The sequence below is a fragment of the Pedobacter sp. Leaf216 genome (assembly GCF_001421515.1).
Classification (GTDB): Bacteria; Bacteroidota; Bacteroidia; order Sphingobacteriales; family Sphingobacteriaceae; genus Pedobacter.
The window spans coordinates 1-17,951 of record NZ_LMKM01000023.1 but is presented as its reverse complement, the minus strand read 5'-3'; the positions used below and the strand labels follow the sequence as shown (position 1 = coordinate 17,951).

Genomic DNA, 17,951 nt, shown 5'->3' with positions numbered 1-17,951 from the left:
TTATACACGCATCTATGGTTATCGCAATGGGAAATACCAAAGCCGGTACGGGCAAGAGTGCCCTGCTGCTGCTTTTGGCGCACTACCTCTGTTCAAAAAAGGAAAATGTTTTTCTTATAGCGCTAAAGGAAAACGGTTCGCTGGACCAGTTTTACGAGCGCTCAAAAATCCTGGAGCATCAGTTGCCCTTTGAATATTTTACCTGCGCGCCCGTTCAGTTGCCGCTACTGGTCTCGAAGCTGAATGAGGAGGGTGAAGCGTATATCCTTGTAGAGTTTCCTCCTGAAGGGTATGATGAGCATATCGTGCCTTTGTTCCTGGCGATAGACCTGCTGATGATTCCTTTCTGCTATGATGGGCCGACACTGCATTCGAGCATTTATTTCGCCTGTCTGGCCCTGCGCATCAAAAAAGAGATATCCCTGCTCTTCCTTCCCAACAGAGTCATGACCGGCGGGAACTATCCTTTCAGAGCAGAAACCGATCGGGTACTCCGCCAGATCGGTCCGGTCAGCCCGGGGGTTGCCGAGCACATCGGCTTTCAGCGCGTCAGCTCAATGGGACTGGACAAGGGACTGATTAAAAGATGCTCAGCGGTGCTGGATGTGATCTATTCCAACTATCTCCTTGCAAAGCGGTAAATAGCTGATTTATAAACTTTAAACATTAATCAAAATGAACAACTGGACCCAATTTCTCTATGGCCTTAGTGCGGCCTATCTCATTTATTATCTGCTCAACCTGGCCTTTGACCTGTTGACTACAGGCAAAGCGCGAAGTTCCGGGGCAAAAGGGATCCTTACCCTGGACCTGGCAGATCTGGACAGTCCCATTGATGCGGCGCTGGATGAAGATTTATCTTCCTTTGCAACCGGAGTTTCCCAGGACGGGCTTTTAAGTTCGGGACCGCTCAGCTCAACAGGCGCCCTGAAGCTGAATGAAATAATTGGCGGCGCGTTAAAAGACGCCGTTTCTTTCTCCTCTCAGATCCCTTCTTAATTTTTTTTCAGATGGGAAGGGCGGTCCAATATCTTATGCTGGCCGCTTTGACGGCGGTGGCCGGCATCAGTGCCCGGGCGCAGGATCCCCCGGGCATTTCGGAACTCTATCAGGCCTCGGGTACGATGAAAGGTTATTACCATGGCTTTTCTGACCTGGTTTTTTTGCTAGGTGCGATCGTGGGCCTGCTGGGCGGGCTACGGGTTTTTGCCAACTGGCAGTCGGGAAGGCACCACATTGATGCACAGGTGAGCGGATGGTTTTTTTCCTGTCTTTTTTTATTGCTTTCGGGCACTTTTCTGCGCGGGGTATTCGGCCTGTAACTCATTTATTCACTTATTAAAATACAGTTTTATGAAAATTTTCAAATCAAAGGCCTTTTTTGTGCCTGTAATGCTGCTTTTCTCAGCCAGCGCTTTTGCGCAGGGCGGTGGAACAACTGGCATCAATGCCGCTACCTCCTCACTTGCCGCCTATGTCGATCCCGTGGGGAACCTCATCCTTGGCATCGGCGCAGTTGTAGGACTTATCGGCGGTGTCATGGTTTACATCAAGTGGAACTCAGGGGACCGCGACATCAGTAAAGAGGTGATGAGCTGGGGCGGATCCTGTATTTTTCTGGTACTGGTCTCGGTGGTGATCAAGGCTTTTTTTGGCGTATAGCGATGAAGAGCTATCCGATCTACAAAGGGCTCCAGAAGCCGCTGAGCTATAAAGGCCTACATGGAAAATTTATAGGCTGGGGCGCCGCTTCGCTTGTGCTGGGACTTTTACTTGGCGGGCTCAGCGGCGCACTGATCAATATTTACCTGGGCAGCGTGGTCACTGTGGTAAGCATCGTGGCCCTGTTTGTTTTCATCTTTTACCGTCAGCGGCAGGGCCTGCACAAAAGGCAGCGGGACCGCGGCATTTTTATTCAGCCTTCAAGATTAAAATTAAACTATGAAAACAGAAAAAAAGACATTTGATCTGCCCTATGCAGGGATCATTGCCCATAGCGGCACAGATCTGCTGTATTCTGAACGCGGTGATTTTTCGGTCATCATCAAAATGGTCAATCCGGTGATGCAATATGCTGCCGACAGTTCTGCCTACAGCGCCTTCCATCAGCTGATGATCAACATGATCAAAATTCTGGGTGAGGGGCATATGTTCCAGAAACAGGATGTTTTCTCCATGGAGCACTATGCTGAGAACAGCCCCGGCGGGTTTTTACAGCAAAGTTATCAGGATCATTTCTTAGGCAGGCCATATGCCAGGATCCATACTTATCTCACCCTGACCAGACTGATCAAAAAGGGCAGGTTTTATGTTTACCAGCCCGGCGCTGAAGACGATTTTTTATCACGGGTAAACAAAGTGATCGAGCTGCTGGATGAGCGTTCGTTATCGCCGCGCTTACTCAACTGCCGGGATATCCAGCTTTATGCCCGCAGGATACTGGCCATGGATTTCTCTTCAGGCCATGTAGCGCTGGATAATATGCGCTGTGGTGATAAGGGGATTGAGATGGGGGATAAGGCCATACAGAATATTTCCCTGGTCGATACCGATTCGATTGATCTTCCCTCAAAGCTCAGCCCTTATCAGCTCAGAAGCGATGGGAAAGCATTCACCGATTTTCCCATGGACAATCTCTCTTTCCTTCACCATGTGCCAGGCTTTAAATGCATGATCTACAATCAGCTCATCGAAATCCCCTCCCAGGGCGCTACCTTAAGCAGGCTCGCACTCAAACGCAGAAGGCATGCGGGGCTCGCTGATGCCGCCAACCGGATGTGTGCAGAGGATATCGATCAGCTCCTGGATGAGGTAGCAAGGGAAAACCAGCTCCTGGTGAATGCCCATTATAACATTGTGCTCTGCGCAAGGCCCGGACTGCTTGCCATGGCGGTAAACTTCGTGGAATCCTCGCTTTTTCAATTGGGGATCATCCCCTCAAAAAATGCCTACAACCAGCTGGAACTTTTTTCCTCCGTCCTTCCGGGAAACGGGATTGCATTGAAAGTATACGACTGGTACCTGCTGAGCTGCCAGGCGGCAGCCTGCCTTACTTTTAAAGAGCGGCTGCAGGAAAGTGAAGCATCGGATTTTCTGATCCGTTTTACCGATAGAAGGGGTATTCCAGTGGGCATTGATCCGGCAGATCTCCCCATGCGCAGCGGCCGGATCTCCAACCGCTCAAAATTTGTGCTCGGGGGATCCGGGTCGGGAAAATCCTTTTTCATGAACGCACTCATCGAGCAGTATATGAACTATAACATGGATGTGGTGATCGTGGATACCGGGCACTCCTACAGCGGATTATGTGCTTATTTCAACGGCAGGTACATTACCTATTCCCAGCAGCATCCCATCACCATGAACCCTTTTCATATGAGCGCGGAAGAATACAATATCGAAAAAAAGGATTTCATCAAGACCCTGGTTTCCCTGCTGTTAAGGGGAGCGGAGGGGAGTGTTTCCCAGATTGAGGATACGGTGATCTCGAACGTGATCTCCGATTACTACGCTGAACACTTTGCTTTGGAAAATCCCGGAATCTTTTTATGTTTTGATTCTTTTTACCATTATTCCTGTTCCTGGATCCAAAAAGTCAAACATAGCGAGCGGATCGCTTTTGATCTGGATGAATACCGGTATGTGCTCAAAAAATTCTGTACCGGCGGGGAATTCGGGGAACTGCTCAACAAGCAGGTGGATGCATCACTTTTCGCCGAGCGGTTCATCGTTTTTGAAATCGATGCCATCCGGGAACATAAGACGCTGTTTCCCATAGTGACCCTGATCATCATGGATGTCTTTCTGCAGAAAATGAGACACCGCAACCACCAGCGCAAGGCCATCATTTTAGAGGAAGCCTGGAAAGCGGTCGCATCTCCGCTGATGGCCGCTTATCTGGTCTATATGTACAAGACCGTCCGCAAGTTCTGGGGGGAGGCCATCGTGGTGACCCAGGAACTCGGTGATATCATCGGGAATGAAATCATCAAGGACAGTATCATCAGTAACTCGGATACCGTCTGCCTGCTCGACCAGGGAAAGTTCAAAGACAATTACGCACAGATTGCCTCGCTGCTGTCCTTGAGTGAAACCGAGCAGAAGAAAATTTTCACCATCAACCGCCTGGATAACCGGTCTGACCGGTCCAGGTTCAAAGAAGTCTATATCCGAAGGGGAATGATGGGAGAAGTTTACGGTGTAGAGGTCTCCCTGCGCCAGTATCTGACCTTTTCCACAGAAAAACCCGAAAAGCAGGCACTTGAGCATTATATATCCAGAGCGGGATCTTACCGCGAAGGACTCGATGCTTTTATATCAGAACTCCATTCTTCCGGTCTTTCCCTGGAGCGTTTTGTCTCCAGGGTGAACCAGCAAACCAATTAAACCCCTTGCGTTATGAAAACACACACTTTTATTTTGCTTTTATCCTTTGGCATGCCCATGGTCTGCTTTGCCCAGATTTATGTCGATCCCGCAGTTTCGGCGGCTGTTGCAGCGGGCTCGGGGGCAATGAATTCGCAGCTTAAGGGAACAAACGAGCGGCTGACGCTCATTCAAAAATCACAGCTTGCCCTCACCGGCCAGCTTGCCATTGCAAATGATCTTCAGTCAGCACTCTACCGGGGCCTGAGTGAGGTTTCCGGGGTAATGCGCTCGCTGCTTTCGGTAAAGGATATCTATGAGATATCAGAAGATATCTTAAGGGATGCTGCCCTAGCGGTCAAACTGGCCGAAAACAATCCTGCCTTGCTCGTTTTTGCTGAAAGCGGTGCCAGGGAATTCAAATCCCGGGCTGAATTGCTTGCTGCTGAAGTGTCCGGCTTCGTGCTCAAGGGCGGGAAGGACGGGCTGATGGATTCAGGGGAAAGGGCAAAACTGCTGGGAAGCATTTCCCGGCAGCTGAACATCCTGCGCGGGGTGGTTTACGGACTCTACCGCTCGATGTACTGGGCAAAGCAGCGCGGTTTCTGGAATTCCCTTAATCCATACAGCGGCTTTATCAATGTGGACAGGAGAATAGCCGAAGATATCCTGCTCAACGCCAAAATGCTCAAACCATGAAAAGGGCGGTTTTTTTGCTGTTGTTGACCATCAGCTGGCAACTCGCGGTTGCCCAGATCAATATTGCCCTATTGCACCAGCTCATCGCAGAAAGCAAATCCGAGCATGAACTTCAGGGCATTGCCAGAGATAAGCAGACGCTCAATTCCCTTGGCAGCGAAGTCAACAGTTCCTCAATGGGCAGCCTTAAAACAACTTACCGGCAGCTCAGGTCGCGGTTTTCCCTGCTCGCAAATGCTGCCGGTTTTCTTCAGGTCGGCCTGGAGTCAGCTCCTGTGATCTCAGAAATCTATCAGTCGGAGTCCCGGATGCTTTCGCTCTGCAAAGAGGACCCATTGCTCATTCCCCTTGCTGCCACAGCGCAGCTTGAACTCTCCGGCCGCTCAGAGATGCTGCTGAGGTTTCTCTATGGGATCATACTCAGCGCCGGGGATCTGGGACAGATGAGCCCCAGCGGACGCAAGCTGCTTTTCTCCCACATCATCTCAGAGCTGCGCTCGATCAACGGGGCGCTAAAGGGACTGTGCCTGGTAATGGGCGCGGCAAAGAAAAAAAACCGGCTTAAAAGTAATCCTTTCAGCGGTTTCATCAACCGTGACCGCTCGCTGAGCGAAGACATACTGCGCAGGGTTGAAATACTAAAAAACTGATTATGAAAACCATTCTTTTTGTTTTGCTTCTGCTTTGCCACAACGGGTTTTCGCAGCGGATCGTTCTTGACCGCGGCCACTTAAAGTCTGTGGTCGAAAATAATGCCGTCAGGATCTCCTCGGAGCTTATCCATGGGGAACGCCTGGAACAAATCAACAGCGGGCTTGGCCAGATCAAGCTCAACATGGGCGCAGTCATCCTCACCGAAGAACTCATTTTCCGCTCCCTCACCCAGGTCGACCAGGGACTGAAAAGCGCAATGGCCGTCAAACAGATCGGAGAGATCAGCCTGGAGATTTTCAGTGAAAGCAGGGCGGTGCTCAAAGCGGCTTCCAAGGCCCCTCATCTGTTGCTTTTTGCCCAGGCGACCTGTCAGCAGATGGCTGACCGGGGCGTAAAACTGGCCGGGGAGGTCTCGTCAGTTGTGCTCAAAGAGCGTTCAGATCTGTTTATGGACTTTTCCAAACGCGATGCGCTACTGGGTAAAATATCCCTGGAGCTCAAAACCATCCGGGCACTGCTTTACAGCATTAAAAAATGTATGTACTGGGCCAGAATAAACGGCCTTCTGCATACAGTAAACCCCTTTGGGGGATTTATCAATACCGATAAGCGGATGGTAGAAAATCTGCTGCTAAACCTTAAATCACTTAAAGAAAAATGAAAAAGCTACTGATCGTCCTGCTGATCATTCTCCCCTTTATCCGCTGCGTTGCCCAACGTCTCATCAGTGATGAGGCGGTGACCAACCAGCAGCAGCGCATGGTGTTCAAACAATGGGACAGGGATAAATTCACGCCCAAGCCCGGGTTTCTAGGACTTAATCCCAATTATTGGCTGACCTGGGCACTTCACCCCAATTATCCTAAAACTGATCTGCGGCCACTTGGCCCCTTGGGGCCTCAGACCCAGCGCTTGGGGCTGGTACTGGCCATGGCCTCCAGTACTTCGCGGCAGCGGCTCCACAGCGATACGCTGAAAACGCAGGCGCTCATCAAAGCATCAGCCTACTCCGGGCTGCTCAGCGATCTCGACCCGCTATGGCAACTTTACTACAGGCAGGAATTTGCTTCATTGCTAAACGGTAATCAACAAGAAGACCTCACAGGTATCCACGGCAGGGAAAAGCAGTACCTGATTTCCTCTGGGATATATGAGTGGTACCGCTCAGAAACCGGCAACCTGTCCCAGCGCCTGGAAATCACCAGGAAAACCACACTGGAACGGGGCGAACGCCTGCTGGCCTATCAGCGGCTTTTGATGGAGTACCGCGCTGTGGAATCGGCCTGGTCGGAGAAAAAACGGCTGGCCTGGAAATACCTTTCCATCTCAGATGCCAGACCCGGGGCAGGGCAAAGTGGAGTAGGGATGAGAACAAAAGGGGAAGGGGACATTGAAATTGCCGACAGGATTTTAAAACATTCAAAACTATAACTATGCAGACAATAAGCTTTTTGACCGGCACTGCCGGTTTTTTTGTGCAGTCCACCCCGGTCCAGGTTCCGGATTCTTTTAAAGATACCTTTAATTTCCTTCAGGGGAACGGCGTTTACGAGGAAGGGATGATGCACTTTTTAAAACAGATGAAATCCACCATCTGGACCCATTACGATGCTTTCATCGCTGATGCCCAGGCACTGAGTGCGATTTTTATGCTGATTTTTTTTGCCATCAAAAGTTATGAGATGATCTCGGGTGATAAAAGGCTGGAAATTATGCCCCTGCTCAGGCCCTTCGGCCTTGCCATGATTATTCTCTGGTGGCCGGTTTTCACCAGGGTGGTCGCTTATCCCGAGGAGATCGTAGAGGTGCGCACTGCTGCGCTTTTTGAGGGCAGTCAGCAGAATATCAATGCCCTGCGCATGCAGCGGGCAAAACTGATGGTGGAAGTGGCCGATGAGCTGCTCAAGGTTCAGGCCGAAACCGAGGTGGCCAGCAAGGAAGCCGACAGCTGGTATGAACATGCCTGGGAATCGGTGAAAAGTTCGGTGAAGGAAGGTTTTTCGCAGGTCTGGAACCCCGTGGTTGAAATGCGGAACAGGCTTCAGATCGGCCTGCAGTTACTGGCAACCTCATTGCTTGAAACTTTGGCGATATGGATCCTGCGCATCAGTGTATACGTGATTTTTATCATGCAGATCATCTTTTCAACCATACTGATCATTCTTGGGCCCTTTTCAGTTGCAGCAAGTATATTGCCCATGTTCAGGGATTCCTTTTCAAGCTGGATTGCTAGGTTTGTTTCTGTCAACCTGTATTCCGGGATCGGTTTTCTGGTGATGTATGTGGCCTCGCTTTTTCAAAACTATGCCCTGGAAGCCGAGATCACCCGGTACCAGGAACTCCTCGGCAGTGGCGGGGCGAGTATGGAAAAACTCAGCTGGTTTGCCGCAAACGGTGTGCTTTCCTTTGGGATGGTGATCATCACCTTTATAATCGGGGCCCTGACGATGTTTACCGTACCGAGCATTTCTACCTGGATCGTCTCCACTTCGGGAGTGAGTTCGGCAGCAAGTGCAATGGGATCGGGTGCGAGCAGGATGGGCAGTATGGCCACTTCAGCATTGGGAGGATAAGGCTATGCTCATCAGGAACATTGAAAGCAAGGTACGCCTTGCTACCGTGCTTTCCATAGGGAGCTTTTTGCTGAGTTTATGCATATCCTGCGTGGTTTCTTTTTTTGCCTACCGCCAGGTAAGCGATGCCAGGAAAAGTATTTATCTGCTCGACAACGGCAATATCCCGCTGGCAGCAAAAAGGGTGGATGTACAGGTCAACCGCGCGGCGGAATACCGGGCGCACATTGCCCGTTTCCATAGTCTTTTCTTTTCGCTCATACCCGATGAAAAATATATTGAATCCCAGATGCGGCAGGCCATGTACCTGATCGATGAAAGTGGTGCCCAGCAGTACAACAACCTTAAAGAGCGCAGCTTCTTTTCTTCGGTACTTTCCTCCTCGGCCGTGCTCACCATCCAGGCGGACTCTATTTTTTTAGATGAAAAAAACAGGTATTTCCGCTACTACGGTACCCAGCGGATAGACCGCAGAAGTTCGGTTATCACGCGTTCACTGCTCACCGAAGGGCACCTTAGCGATCTTTCCGCGCGCTCAGAAAACAATCCGCATGCGGTAATCATCACCGGATGGAAGACCCTGGAAAACAGGGACCTGTCCAATACGGCCAAAAACCCGCTTTAAACAAAACCATAAAATATGAAAACCAATACTTTCTTTTCCCTTCCCTCCAGCAAGCTCTCCGGGATAGCCATCAGGATCAGGGCGGTAGTGGACGCTTTTTTTAAACAGCGCCCTGCAACTGTTTATTTTCTCATGCTCGCCCTGCTTGGCTGTTCAGGGCTGCTTTGTTTCACCCTGTTAAGGTCCCCGGCTGAAAAGGGGCAGTCCATTGCCGGTTTTCCAGGCCAGGCCACCCAACAGGTGAGCGGGGTATACCAGGCGGCAGGCCAGCTCTCCCAGGTGCTTTCCATGCAGGCTGAGCTAAAGGGAATGCTGGGAAAAAAGTCCTTAGATCATACTGACAGTCTGCGCATCCATCAGATGATCGAGAAAATCAAAAGCCTTCAGATTAAAAATTACCGACATGAAAAAAATCAACCTTAAAAGCCCCAGGTATGTTATCCCGCTGATCTGCCTGCCCTTTATCCTCATCTTTTACAGCATTTACCGCAACGGGGCCGCTTCCGGTCAGGCAGATCACAAGGCTTCCGCAGATTCCCTCCGCAGCGATGTTGCCGGGGTATCTGCGCAGATCCAGGCTGAAAAGCTCCAGGATAAGCTGGCCGCTTTTCAGCAGCGTTACCGCAAAGGCGACGGCTACACCGCTGTTGGAAGCCTCGCAGATGAGCAGCAGGATTCCCCGCTGAGCATCTCGGATTATTCAGAGAAAGAAAAGCATATGCTCGACTCGATCGAATCTTTGGTCAAGTCCCGCTATGCCGGCTATCCGGGCAGCCCTAAAGCGCCCGCCCGCGCTCAGGGTTCAGCCCTTCGGAGCAACAGCAGCGCTTCCTCCGGCCTATCCCAGGACCGGGCATTGGCTGCAGCCCTGGAGGAGATGCGCAAACCCTTGCATCGCGCTCCGGCGCCAGAGAAGGCTGACCAGGGAGATGCTATGGCAGTATTCAAGGCGCAGATGGCCATTGTGGACAGCATCGGCAAGGCAAACGATCCCGCCTACCGCTCACAGTTGCTTGAGCAAAAAAAGCGTGCAGCAAAAGACAGCTCCTCTCCGCAGATCAAGCCCTTGAGCGTATCGCTGGACAAGCCTGAAGGCAATGCCTTCAATACTGTCAGGGCAGCTGAGGCCAAAGCGGTATATATCCCTGCAATGCTTGATCAGGAAATTACCGGTTATAGCGGATCAAGGGTCCGTCTGCGGCTTTTGGAGAATATCCGGGCAGGGGACCGTACCATTGAAAAAGGGAGCCACCTTTATGGGACGGTATCTTCATTTTCATCCCAGCGCATCCAGATCACAGTTTCTTCTTTGCTTAGCAGCGCAGGCATTCTGCCGGTGCACCTTGAGCTTTATGATCTTGACGGGCTAAAGGGACTTTATGTGCCATCTTCTGCTTTCAGAGAGCTTACCCGTGAACTTGGGAGTTCCCCGCTCCAGGGGATCTCGGCCGATGGGCAGGGGGAAGAAAACAAACAGCTCATGAGTATCCTTGGAAGAGTCTTCCAGTCAAGCTCCGGCGCGCTCACGCGCCTGGTACGGCAGAACAAAGCAAAAATCAAATATGCAACCATGGTGTACCTGATCGATCCTGCCCAGCTTTCAACCATCAATAAACCCAACACATTTTAACATGAAAACATTATTTCTTACTGCATTTTTGCTGCTCAGACTAGGATTTGCATCTGCGCAGCCCTTAGCGGTCAGGGCCTCATCCGATCTGCCCTGCATTGCCATATCTCCCGGATCTTCTGTTCACTTCCGCTCTCCCGAGCCCATTGCCTATGCTGATATTTCCGATCCGCGGATCAAAGGGGACCTTCCGGTAAAAAATGTGCTCCGCATTAAAATCCCAACCGATTCCGTGCAGAACATAGATCCGGGCACTGACCTGGGAACTCTTACCGTTATAGGAGAAACCTTTATGGCCCAGTACCGGCTGATCAGCGCATCACCCGGTGCCTGTGGTGCTGCCGCGGACATTGAAATACTTCCCGAGGCAACGGTCGCCCTTGATCTGCAGCCCCAGCGCATGTCCGAAGCCGATATGCGCGCGCATGCAATGGACATGCTTTTACTGCGAGGAAAAAAGCCTTTGCTGAAAACCTCATCCCAGGGCATTACCGTCAGCCTGAACCGGGTATTGTGCGTGGGTGAACTCATCTTTATGGATTTAAGTTTTGAAAATTCCACTGCTTTAGCCTATGAGCCTTCCTCGCTGAGCTTTACCTTGGAAGATAGAAAGATCAATAAAGCGACAACTTCCCAGTCGGTAGCTATCAAACCGTTGTTCTCCCTTTATCCTGCCAAGCGTTTTTCCAAAGTATTCCGCAACATTTATGTGATCGGAAAGCTCACTTATCCACCCTCAAAGCGTCTTGAGGTTACCCTGGATGAAAAGCAGCTGTCCGCAAGGAAGCTGAGCTTATCGGTAAAATACCGGGATCTGCTCACAGCGGATACTTTTTAAATCAAATGTTCATCCGGTACTATAACAAATGGAAGAAAGTAAAGAACAGCAGATGCTGCACCGTTTTATGCAGTTCTGCATTTATCTCTGCGTCAGCCTGGATATTTTCGTATTCATCTATGCGCCCAAACTCATCGATTTTCCCTGGTTTTACAGGTTTGGCCTAAGCAGGATATATGCTGTGATAACCAAACTGGCCATTTATTCCCAGCCCCTGTATTCCAGGGCTTTTATCCTTTCCCTGATAATTCTGGTTGCTATCGGTACGCTGAGCAAAAAGGAGAAAGACCTGGACTACCGCGCTGCGATCCTTTATCCGCTCAGTGCTGGCCTGATAATCCTTCTCGGCGGGCTCTGGTTTTACCCCGGGCCGGCAAACACTTCTTTGCTGAGCCCTAATTGGAGGGATACAGGCTACTGCATAACACTGTTTTTAGGGACGCTGCTGGTGCATATCGCCATGGGCAATATTTCCAAGATCATCAGCTCCTCGCTGGGAAAGGACCGCTGGAATATTGAGCAGGAATCTTTTATGCAGGCCACCAGGGAAATCAAAGGACCTTACCAGGTAAGCGTACCGAGTCTTTTTTATTACCGCAAAAAAGTACACAAAGGCTTTATCAATATCTGTAACGTTTTCAGGGGAACCCTCTTGATCGGTACGCCCGGATCAGGTAAAAGTTTCGGGATCGTTATGCCCTTTATCCGCCAGCTGATCGAAAAGCAGTTCTGTATATGCGTTTATGACTTTAAGTTCGTGCGAAACGAGGCTGTGTAAGTAATTGTTCAACGGAGATTGAACCTATTGTGTCGTCAATAGTAGCCTAAGGGCACATGCATTACAAGTAATTGTTTTGTGTGNGTGCGAAACGAGGCTGTGTAAGTAATTGTTCAACGGAGATTGAACCTATTGTGTCGTCAATAGTAGCCTAAGGGCACATGCATTACAAGTAATTGTTTTGTGTGAAGCTGCCCTGACAAAGTAACCCTTTCACCGGCAGGTGAAGAAGTTGAAGCCGTGAGGTGGAAACAACGACGGTAAGCATTATGCTGTCTGGGGGCGAGGCTGAAGGTATGGTCAACGAAAGTGAACTATCATTAAAAGGTCGTTAAGTCGAACAAGCCAAACAATGCTGATAGGCTTGAACCAAAAGGTGACGCAGTTGGATAATCTCTGGAATTTTGGGATTACACGAACAACAGAACTGCCGGCGTAGAGATAGGACCTAACCCTTCGTTGTTACTTACACGGAACGTTGTAAGCCCGTATCATTCCTGCGGATGCAGGAAAGCCGACTGTAAGGAAGGCCGATAGTGGTGCGGGTATGGGATTACAGAGAAAGCGAATGCTATTTTGTAATGAAATGGATAGGAGTTTAAACGTCACTCCACACGAAAGTGGGCAGACTTCTGTATATGGTAATTATTTTACAAGAAACTTTTAGAACTTTTTAAAGGAGGAAAGCAAATGAACGTAAGTAAAACAGCGTGTGCGCCTACTGACAAAGAGCTCAGCAATTGGAACAACATTGATTGGGACAAATGCAAGAATGGAGTTGGAAAGCTACAAGCACGTATTGTAAAAGCTCAGAAAGAAGGTAAACATGGTAAGGTAAAATCCTTACAATGGGTACTAACACACTCTTATTACGCCAAAGCTTTGGCTGTGAAAAGAGTAACCTCTAACAAGGGGAAGAACACAGCAGGTGTTGACAAGGTAACTTGGGATTCACCTGTTGAAAGATTAAAGGCGATTGCTGATCTGAAAAGAAAAGGGTACAATCCACAGCCTTTAAGACGGGTACATATTGAAAAAAGCAATGGGAAATTACGCCCTTTGGGTATCCCAACGATGAAGGATAGAGCAATGCAGGCTTTATATCTCATGGCATTGGAGCCGGTAGCAGAAACTAAGGCAGATAAACACTCTTATGGTTTCAGAAGAGAACGCTGCACGATGGATGCTATTACCCAGTGTCACACACTTTTGGGTAAAGAGAAACTCTCCCCAAAATGGGTTATGGAAGGAGATATTAAAGGTTGYTTTGATCACATCAGCCACCAATGGCTATTGGAGAACATCCCAATGGACAAAACCATGTTAAAAAAGTGGCTTAAATGTGGTTTCATCTTCAAGGATGAACTGTTTCCAACAGAGGAAGGAACCCCACAGGGAGGTATAATATCACCAACGCTGGCCAACATGACTCTTGATGGTTTAGAAACAGTGTTGTTGGAAAAATTCCAACGGACTACAGTAAGTGGCAAATCATATTACCCAGCCGTAAGGTTGGTAAGGTATGCTGATGATTTTATTATCACAGGAAAAACGCAGGAAGCACTGGAAAAAGAGGTTAAGCCTGTGGTTGTTGAATTCTTAAAACAAAGAGGATTAATCCTTTCTGAAGAAAAGACCAAGAYAACCCATATAGACGAAGGCTTTGATTTCCTGGGTTTCAATGTCCGCAGATTTAAACATGTGGTACTTACAAGACCATCAAAGAGTGGCATGAAGAAATTCCTATTAAAGATAAAGGACATTATTAAGTCCAATCAATCTACGAGACAGGATTCACTTATACGCATGCTAAACCCTGTTATTAMTGGCTGGGGCAACTACTATAAACATAGCGTTGCCTCGGATATATTTCAGAACTGCGATCACTTGATCTTTCAAAAAATATGGTCATGGTGTAATCGTCGCCATTCCGCTAACAAGGGAAGGAAATGGGTTAAACAAAAGTACTTTCAAAAGATCGGCAATCGAGAYTGGTGTTTTACTTGGAAGGAGAATGAAAATGAGGATAAAAACTATCTGACATTGAAACATCTTTCCAATATAAACATAACCAGGAATGTCAAGATCCATGGAAGTGCAAACCYCTTCGACCCTACATGGAAGTACTATTTTGAAAAGCGTGAAACGTACAAAATGTTACAGACATTAAAAGGAAAGACGACTCTCCTTAAGTTATGGGAGAAACAGAAACGCACATGCCCTATCTGCGGCAACAAAATTGACAGGGAATTACCGTGGGGCACTACCAAAAGTATTGTCAACAACAAGGCAATTCACGAACTTGTACATGATGGTTGTCGCAGAAGTKTTTACCTTAAAAAGAGGGCTTCTCGATGAGGTCGTCTATGTAAATAGATGGCAATTACTTGAGCCGTATGAGCTGGAAACTCTCACGTACGGTTCTTAGAGGAGAAGGCGGGAGCAATTCCGCTGACTTACTCGACNGTCTATGTAAATAGATGGCAATTACTTGAGCCGTATGAGCTGGAAACTCTCACGTACGGTTCTTAGAGGAGAAGGCGGGAGCAATTCCGCTGACTTACTCGACGATGACCTTTCAGTCATTGCATACAATTGCCTTTTAAAATACCATGACCGGTTTAAGGTCAGGCCAAGGTTTTATGTGATCAACTTCGATGATCTCAACCGTACACATCGGTGCAATCCATTAGACCCCTCGGCCATGACTGACATTACTGATGCCACCGAGGCCAGTCGAACCATCATGATGGGCCTCAATAGGGATTGGATTAAAAAGCAGGGCGATTTCTTTGTTGAAAGTCCCATTAACTTTTTGACGGCGGTCATCTGGTATCTTAAAAAATATAAGGACGGCAAGTACTGTACCTTGCCGCACGTGATTGAGCTGATGCAGGCAGACTATGACCAGCTATTTAACGTGCTGCAGCAGGAAGAAGAAATCAAGGTGCTCATCAATCCCTTCATTAGCGCCTATCAAAACGAAGCGATGGCGCAGCTCGAAGGTCAGATCGCCTCAGCCAAGATTGGCTTGGCACGCCTGTCTTCACCCCAGCTTTATTATGTGCTCAGCGGAAATGATTTTACTTTGGATGTGAATAATCCGCAAGAGCCAAAAATTATTTGTGTAGGAAACAATCCCCAAAAGCTCCAGGTGTATGGCGCAGTCCTTTCTCTTTATATCTCGCGCATGATTAAATTGGTCAACCAAAAAGGCAAGCTCAAAAGTGCGCTCATTTTTGATGAATTCCCGACAATATTCTTTAATAATATGGACAGTCTAATTGCTACGGCAAGAAGTAATAAGGTCGCCACTGCGCTCGCCGTTCAGGATTTCAGTCAGCTCAAAAAGGATTATGGGGCAGAACAATCCGAGGTAATTACCGGTATTGTCGGTAATATCATTTCGGGCCAGGTGACCGGAAATACGGCCAAAACGCTCAGCGAAACATTTGGGAAAATAATGCAGGACCGCCAGTCCAAAAGCATCAACAGCAGCGATATTTCCATATCCCAAAGTACCCAGCTTGATTATGCTATTCCCGCCTCCAAAATCGCATCACTTTCGTCAGGGGAATTTGTCGGTATCGTTGCCGATAATCCCGATGAGAAGATTTCACTCAAAATGTTCCATGCAGAAATCCAGAACGACCACGAAGCTATTGCAAAAGAGGAGCAGGGATATCGGCCAATTCCGCTACTCAGGCGTGTAGACGAAGCGGAGGTCAGGGAGAATTATGAGCATATCAAGTACCAGATTTCAGCACTTTTAAAAGAGGAATGCGGTAAAAATCCTCCGGCAGAACCACAGCCTGGGCCAGTAGCAAAGAAAAAAAGACATGGGAAAAAGAATGCTCAAAGGCAAAATGAAAAGCGCAATGAGAAAGGTTCGGGTACTCGAAGTTCAGCCGTTTCGATGTAGCTACAGCTGGTATAAAAAAACTTGGGCAAACAGGCAGTAACCCTTTCAGAAATGTTTAGTGCTATAAGGGTTGTTGCGGCGTCAATAAGGCATAAATATTGGGCATCCCTGATTTGAACCATTCCGGAAGGTCTTCATCCGATAGCGGAGTATACGCCCTACCGTCAAGCAGACTGCACACCGGTATAATCTGGTTGTTAGAGGTGTCGATGATCTCTTTACTGTCAAATATAGCGAATTGCTTATTGAGCATCTCCATATTGCCATGGAAGTTATTGCCGATATCAAGGGGAGGTACATGGAAGCCACCCTTTTTAAATCGGATATCCACTCGCTGAATGGACTTGGTAACATTGGTCAGTCCACAAAATATCAAATGTGTTTCAAACCCCGCTTCTTTAAAGCGCTGCGGCACTGTCCAGGCACCGGAGCCTATAAAATGACCTTTAGGCAAAATGTTTTTTCCCACCGATGTGCGTATCAATGAGTTTTAGAAAGTGTTCTTACAAGGCTTCTTGTGCCAGACGTTTGGTTTCCTTGCTGACCTTGATTTTCTTATAGATCCCTACACTCTTCTTGGTGTAAAACTATCGCCATCGAAGATGTCAAGGTCCGCGAATTCCTCATGTTATAAGGCCTGCTTCAGCGTAGATTTGCCTGCGCTATTACTCCCGGTAACGATAAAAAGCTGTGGTTTATTCGAAGATGGCATGTTTTTTCCTCACTGCGTGGACCTCAGCTTTGTTAAGTTCACGAACGATTATCCTTGGTACCTCAATGCTGCGCTTATCAACCTGTTCTATTAATATGCGTCCATCGGGGTATTCGTAATACGCCTGATCCTCTGGAAGGTTGACATCGAAAACCATAAAACAATGCCCCTGGCTCAGATCATCACGTCGAAGTTTTTTGATGACAGCTTGGATGGCATCTAGTCTGGAATAAAAATGAGTGGTGAATTTGGCGGCTTTTAAACCTTTTCCAACCACACGCGTAGGTTGAAAGGAAGTAAAAAGACTGCCCTGAACATACTGGTTTTTCTTGCTTGACATATTATTCTAATATAACGATTTTTATCGCATTTTGGTGCCTAAAATCCACGTAGTTTTTGGCAGTCCTTGGCATTGCGTTAACGCTATTCACTGTTAGGCTGGTTTCTTCTTCCCATTTCATAGCTTTAAAGGCTTAGTTTAATCTGTGTTCGCTAATTGTTAATCCTCGGCTTGAAATCATTAGTTATGGCCTTATTCAAAAGGTTCTTAAGTTGCAATTTATTGCGGCTAGACCAAAGTATAAATCCTTGCATCAGTTGAAATTATGGGAGGTTTCTTCCAGTAAAAAATTATCTATTCAAGATATATAGAACATTTATATCGATGTAGGCTCATCTGATTGGCTATTTTTATCTTCAAAATAGACAAAGGTTCCTTCATACCAAAAATATATATTGCCATATTTTTTATCCTCAATTAAAATTTTTTTTCCCACTCGCAGACCTATTGTTTTAAAAGTGGAAATCAATTTTCTTTGAATGCCGAGTAAATCACTGGGTAGCTGACCGATTCGGTCGGAAAACTTCTTGATTTTTAAATAGTGATTAGCGGCGTCCTGGATTTCTGATATATTAAGATTTTTTTGATCACTAATCTTAACCTTGGACTCTTTTAGCGTCTTTACTTTTAATCTTGCTTTTTTAAGCTTGAGTGATTTTTTATAGAAAAGGAGCAGGTTTTTTTGAATGTCCATAGTTTTTGAGTTATAAGGCTTCATTGTAAGCTCCCCTGTTTTTCAGACCATTCAAAAGTATAATTTTGTCCTCAAATTTCCTGTAATAAATCTACAGGAGATTTGAAGTTCAATGCTTGAT

20 protein-coding genes and 1 pseudogene are annotated in these 17,951 nt (G+C 47.7%); 18 read left to right on the top strand and 3 right to left on the bottom strand.

Going from position 1 to position 17,951, the window contains the following annotated elements; genetic code table 11:
- The first annotated feature begins 26 nt into the window (after positions 1 to 26).
- From ASE74_RS15520 to ASE74_RS15435, 18 genes and pseudogenes are all read left to right on the top strand, one after another.
- The gene (locus tag ASE74_RS15520; RefSeq protein WP_157255445.1) at positions 27 to 641 is read left to right on the top strand and encodes a hypothetical protein; all 615 of its coding nucleotides are present in this window, start codon (positions 27 to 29) and stop codon (positions 639 to 641) included.
- 34 nt (positions 642 to 675) lie between these two features.
- Positions 676 to 999 (top strand): hypothetical protein, encoded by a 324-nt coding sequence (locus ASE74_RS15515; RefSeq protein WP_055910968.1) that lies wholly within the window; start codon positions 676 to 678, stop codon positions 997 to 999.
- Between the two features lie 11 nt (positions 1,000 to 1,010).
- Entirely contained in the window at positions 1,011 to 1,322 is a 312-nt protein-coding gene (locus ASE74_RS15510) for a DUF4134 family protein (RefSeq protein ID WP_055910966.1), read from the top strand.
- A gap of 31 nt (positions 1,323 to 1,353) precedes the next feature.
- Complete coding sequence (locus ASE74_RS15505) at positions 1,354 to 1,662, top strand: DUF4134 domain-containing protein (protein ID WP_055910964.1); 309 nt, start codon at positions 1,354 to 1,356, stop codon at positions 1,660 to 1,662.
- A 2-nt stretch (positions 1,663 to 1,664) separates the two neighbouring features.
- On the top strand, positions 1,665 to 1,967 hold the full coding sequence (locus tag ASE74_RS15500) for a hypothetical protein (RefSeq protein WP_055910963.1): 303 nt from the start codon (positions 1,665 to 1,667) through the stop codon (positions 1,965 to 1,967).
- The gene (locus ASE74_RS15495) at positions 1,942 to 4,386 is read left to right on the top strand and encodes a TraG family conjugative transposon ATPase (RefSeq protein WP_055910961.1); all 2,445 of its coding nucleotides are present in this window, start codon (positions 1,942 to 1,944) and stop codon (positions 4,384 to 4,386) included. Before ASE74_RS15500 ends, ASE74_RS15495 begins: the two co-directional genes overlap by 26 nt.
- Positions 4,387 to 4,398: 12 nt before the next feature.
- Positions 4,399 to 5,064 (top strand): hypothetical protein, encoded by a 666-nt coding sequence (locus ASE74_RS15490; RefSeq protein ID WP_055910958.1) that lies wholly within the window; start codon positions 4,399 to 4,401, stop codon positions 5,062 to 5,064.
- Positions 5,061 to 5,714: a hypothetical protein gene (locus ASE74_RS15485; protein ID WP_055910956.1), complete on the top strand. Its 654-nt coding sequence runs from the start codon at positions 5,061 to 5,063 to the stop codon at positions 5,712 to 5,714. Before ASE74_RS15490 ends, ASE74_RS15485 begins: the two co-directional genes overlap by 4 nt.
- Positions 5,715 to 5,716: 2 nt before the next feature.
- The gene (locus tag ASE74_RS15480; protein ID WP_055910954.1) at positions 5,717 to 6,379 is read left to right on the top strand and encodes a hypothetical protein; all 663 of its coding nucleotides are present in this window, start codon (positions 5,717 to 5,719) and stop codon (positions 6,377 to 6,379) included.
- A complete protein-coding gene (locus ASE74_RS15475; RefSeq protein WP_055910952.1) occupies positions 6,376 to 7,149 on the top strand; it encodes a hypothetical protein in 774 nt (257 codons plus the stop codon). The genes ASE74_RS15480 and ASE74_RS15475 overlap by 4 nt, the downstream gene beginning before the upstream one ends.
- A 2-nt stretch (positions 7,150 to 7,151) precedes the next feature.
- On the top strand, positions 7,152 to 8,291 hold the full coding sequence (locus tag ASE74_RS15470) for a plasmid transfer protein (protein ID WP_055910950.1): 1,140 nt from the start codon (positions 7,152 to 7,154) through the stop codon (positions 8,289 to 8,291).
- 4 nt (positions 8,292 to 8,295) lie between these two features.
- Positions 8,296 to 8,916, top strand: coding sequence for a conjugative transposon protein TraK (traK, locus tag ASE74_RS15465; protein ID WP_055910948.1), 621 nt, complete (start codon positions 8,296 to 8,298; stop codon positions 8,914 to 8,916).
- Between the two features lie 15 nt (positions 8,917 to 8,931).
- The gene (locus ASE74_RS15460; RefSeq protein WP_055910946.1) at positions 8,932 to 9,339 is read left to right on the top strand and encodes a hypothetical protein; all 408 of its coding nucleotides are present in this window, start codon (positions 8,932 to 8,934) and stop codon (positions 9,337 to 9,339) included.
- The gene (gene traM, locus ASE74_RS15455) at positions 9,320 to 10,546 is read left to right on the top strand and encodes a conjugative transposon protein TraM (protein ID WP_055910944.1); all 1,227 of its coding nucleotides are present in this window, start codon (positions 9,320 to 9,322) and stop codon (positions 10,544 to 10,546) included. The genes ASE74_RS15460 and traM overlap by 20 nt, the downstream gene beginning before the upstream one ends.
- Position 10,547: 1 nt before the next feature.
- Positions 10,548 to 11,384, top strand: coding sequence for a DUF4138 domain-containing protein (locus tag ASE74_RS15450; RefSeq protein ID WP_055910942.1), 837 nt, complete (start codon positions 10,548 to 10,550; stop codon positions 11,382 to 11,384).
- Between the two features lie 28 nt (positions 11,385 to 11,412).
- Positions 11,413 to 12,162, top strand: a complete 750-nt coding sequence (locus tag ASE74_RS15445) for a YWFCY domain-containing protein (RefSeq protein WP_055910939.1) — start codon at positions 11,413 to 11,415, stop codon at positions 12,160 to 12,162.
- Between the two features lie 690 nt (positions 12,163 to 12,852).
- The gene (gene ltrA, locus ASE74_RS15440) at positions 12,853 to 14,520 is read left to right on the top strand and encodes a group II intron reverse transcriptase/maturase (RefSeq protein ID WP_055910937.1); all 1,668 of its coding nucleotides are present in this window, start codon (positions 12,853 to 12,855) and stop codon (positions 14,518 to 14,520) included.
- Positions 14,521 to 14,719: 199 nt separating this feature from the next.
- Positions 14,720 to 16,084: pseudogene (locus tag ASE74_RS15435) on the top strand (type IV secretory system conjugative DNA transfer family protein); the annotation flags it as partial.
- A gap of 61 nt (positions 16,085 to 16,145) precedes the next feature.
- Here ASE74_RS15435 and ASE74_RS15430 read toward each other — a convergent pair.
- The 3 genes from ASE74_RS15430 to ASE74_RS15420 form a co-directional block, all read right to left on the bottom strand.
- Positions 16,146 to 16,553, bottom strand: a complete 408-nt coding sequence (locus tag ASE74_RS15430) for a hypothetical protein (protein WP_055910934.1) — start codon at positions 16,551 to 16,553, stop codon at positions 16,146 to 16,148.
- Positions 16,554 to 16,779: 226 nt separating this feature from the next.
- Positions 16,780 to 17,136, bottom strand: coding sequence for a hypothetical protein (locus ASE74_RS15425; protein ID WP_055910932.1), 357 nt, complete (start codon positions 17,134 to 17,136; stop codon positions 16,780 to 16,782).
- A 316-nt stretch (positions 17,137 to 17,452) separates the two neighbouring features.
- A complete protein-coding gene (locus tag ASE74_RS15420; protein WP_157255442.1) occupies positions 17,453 to 17,830 on the bottom strand; it encodes a hypothetical protein in 378 nt (125 codons plus the stop codon).
- Between the last annotated feature and the right edge of the window lie 121 nt (positions 17,831 to 17,951).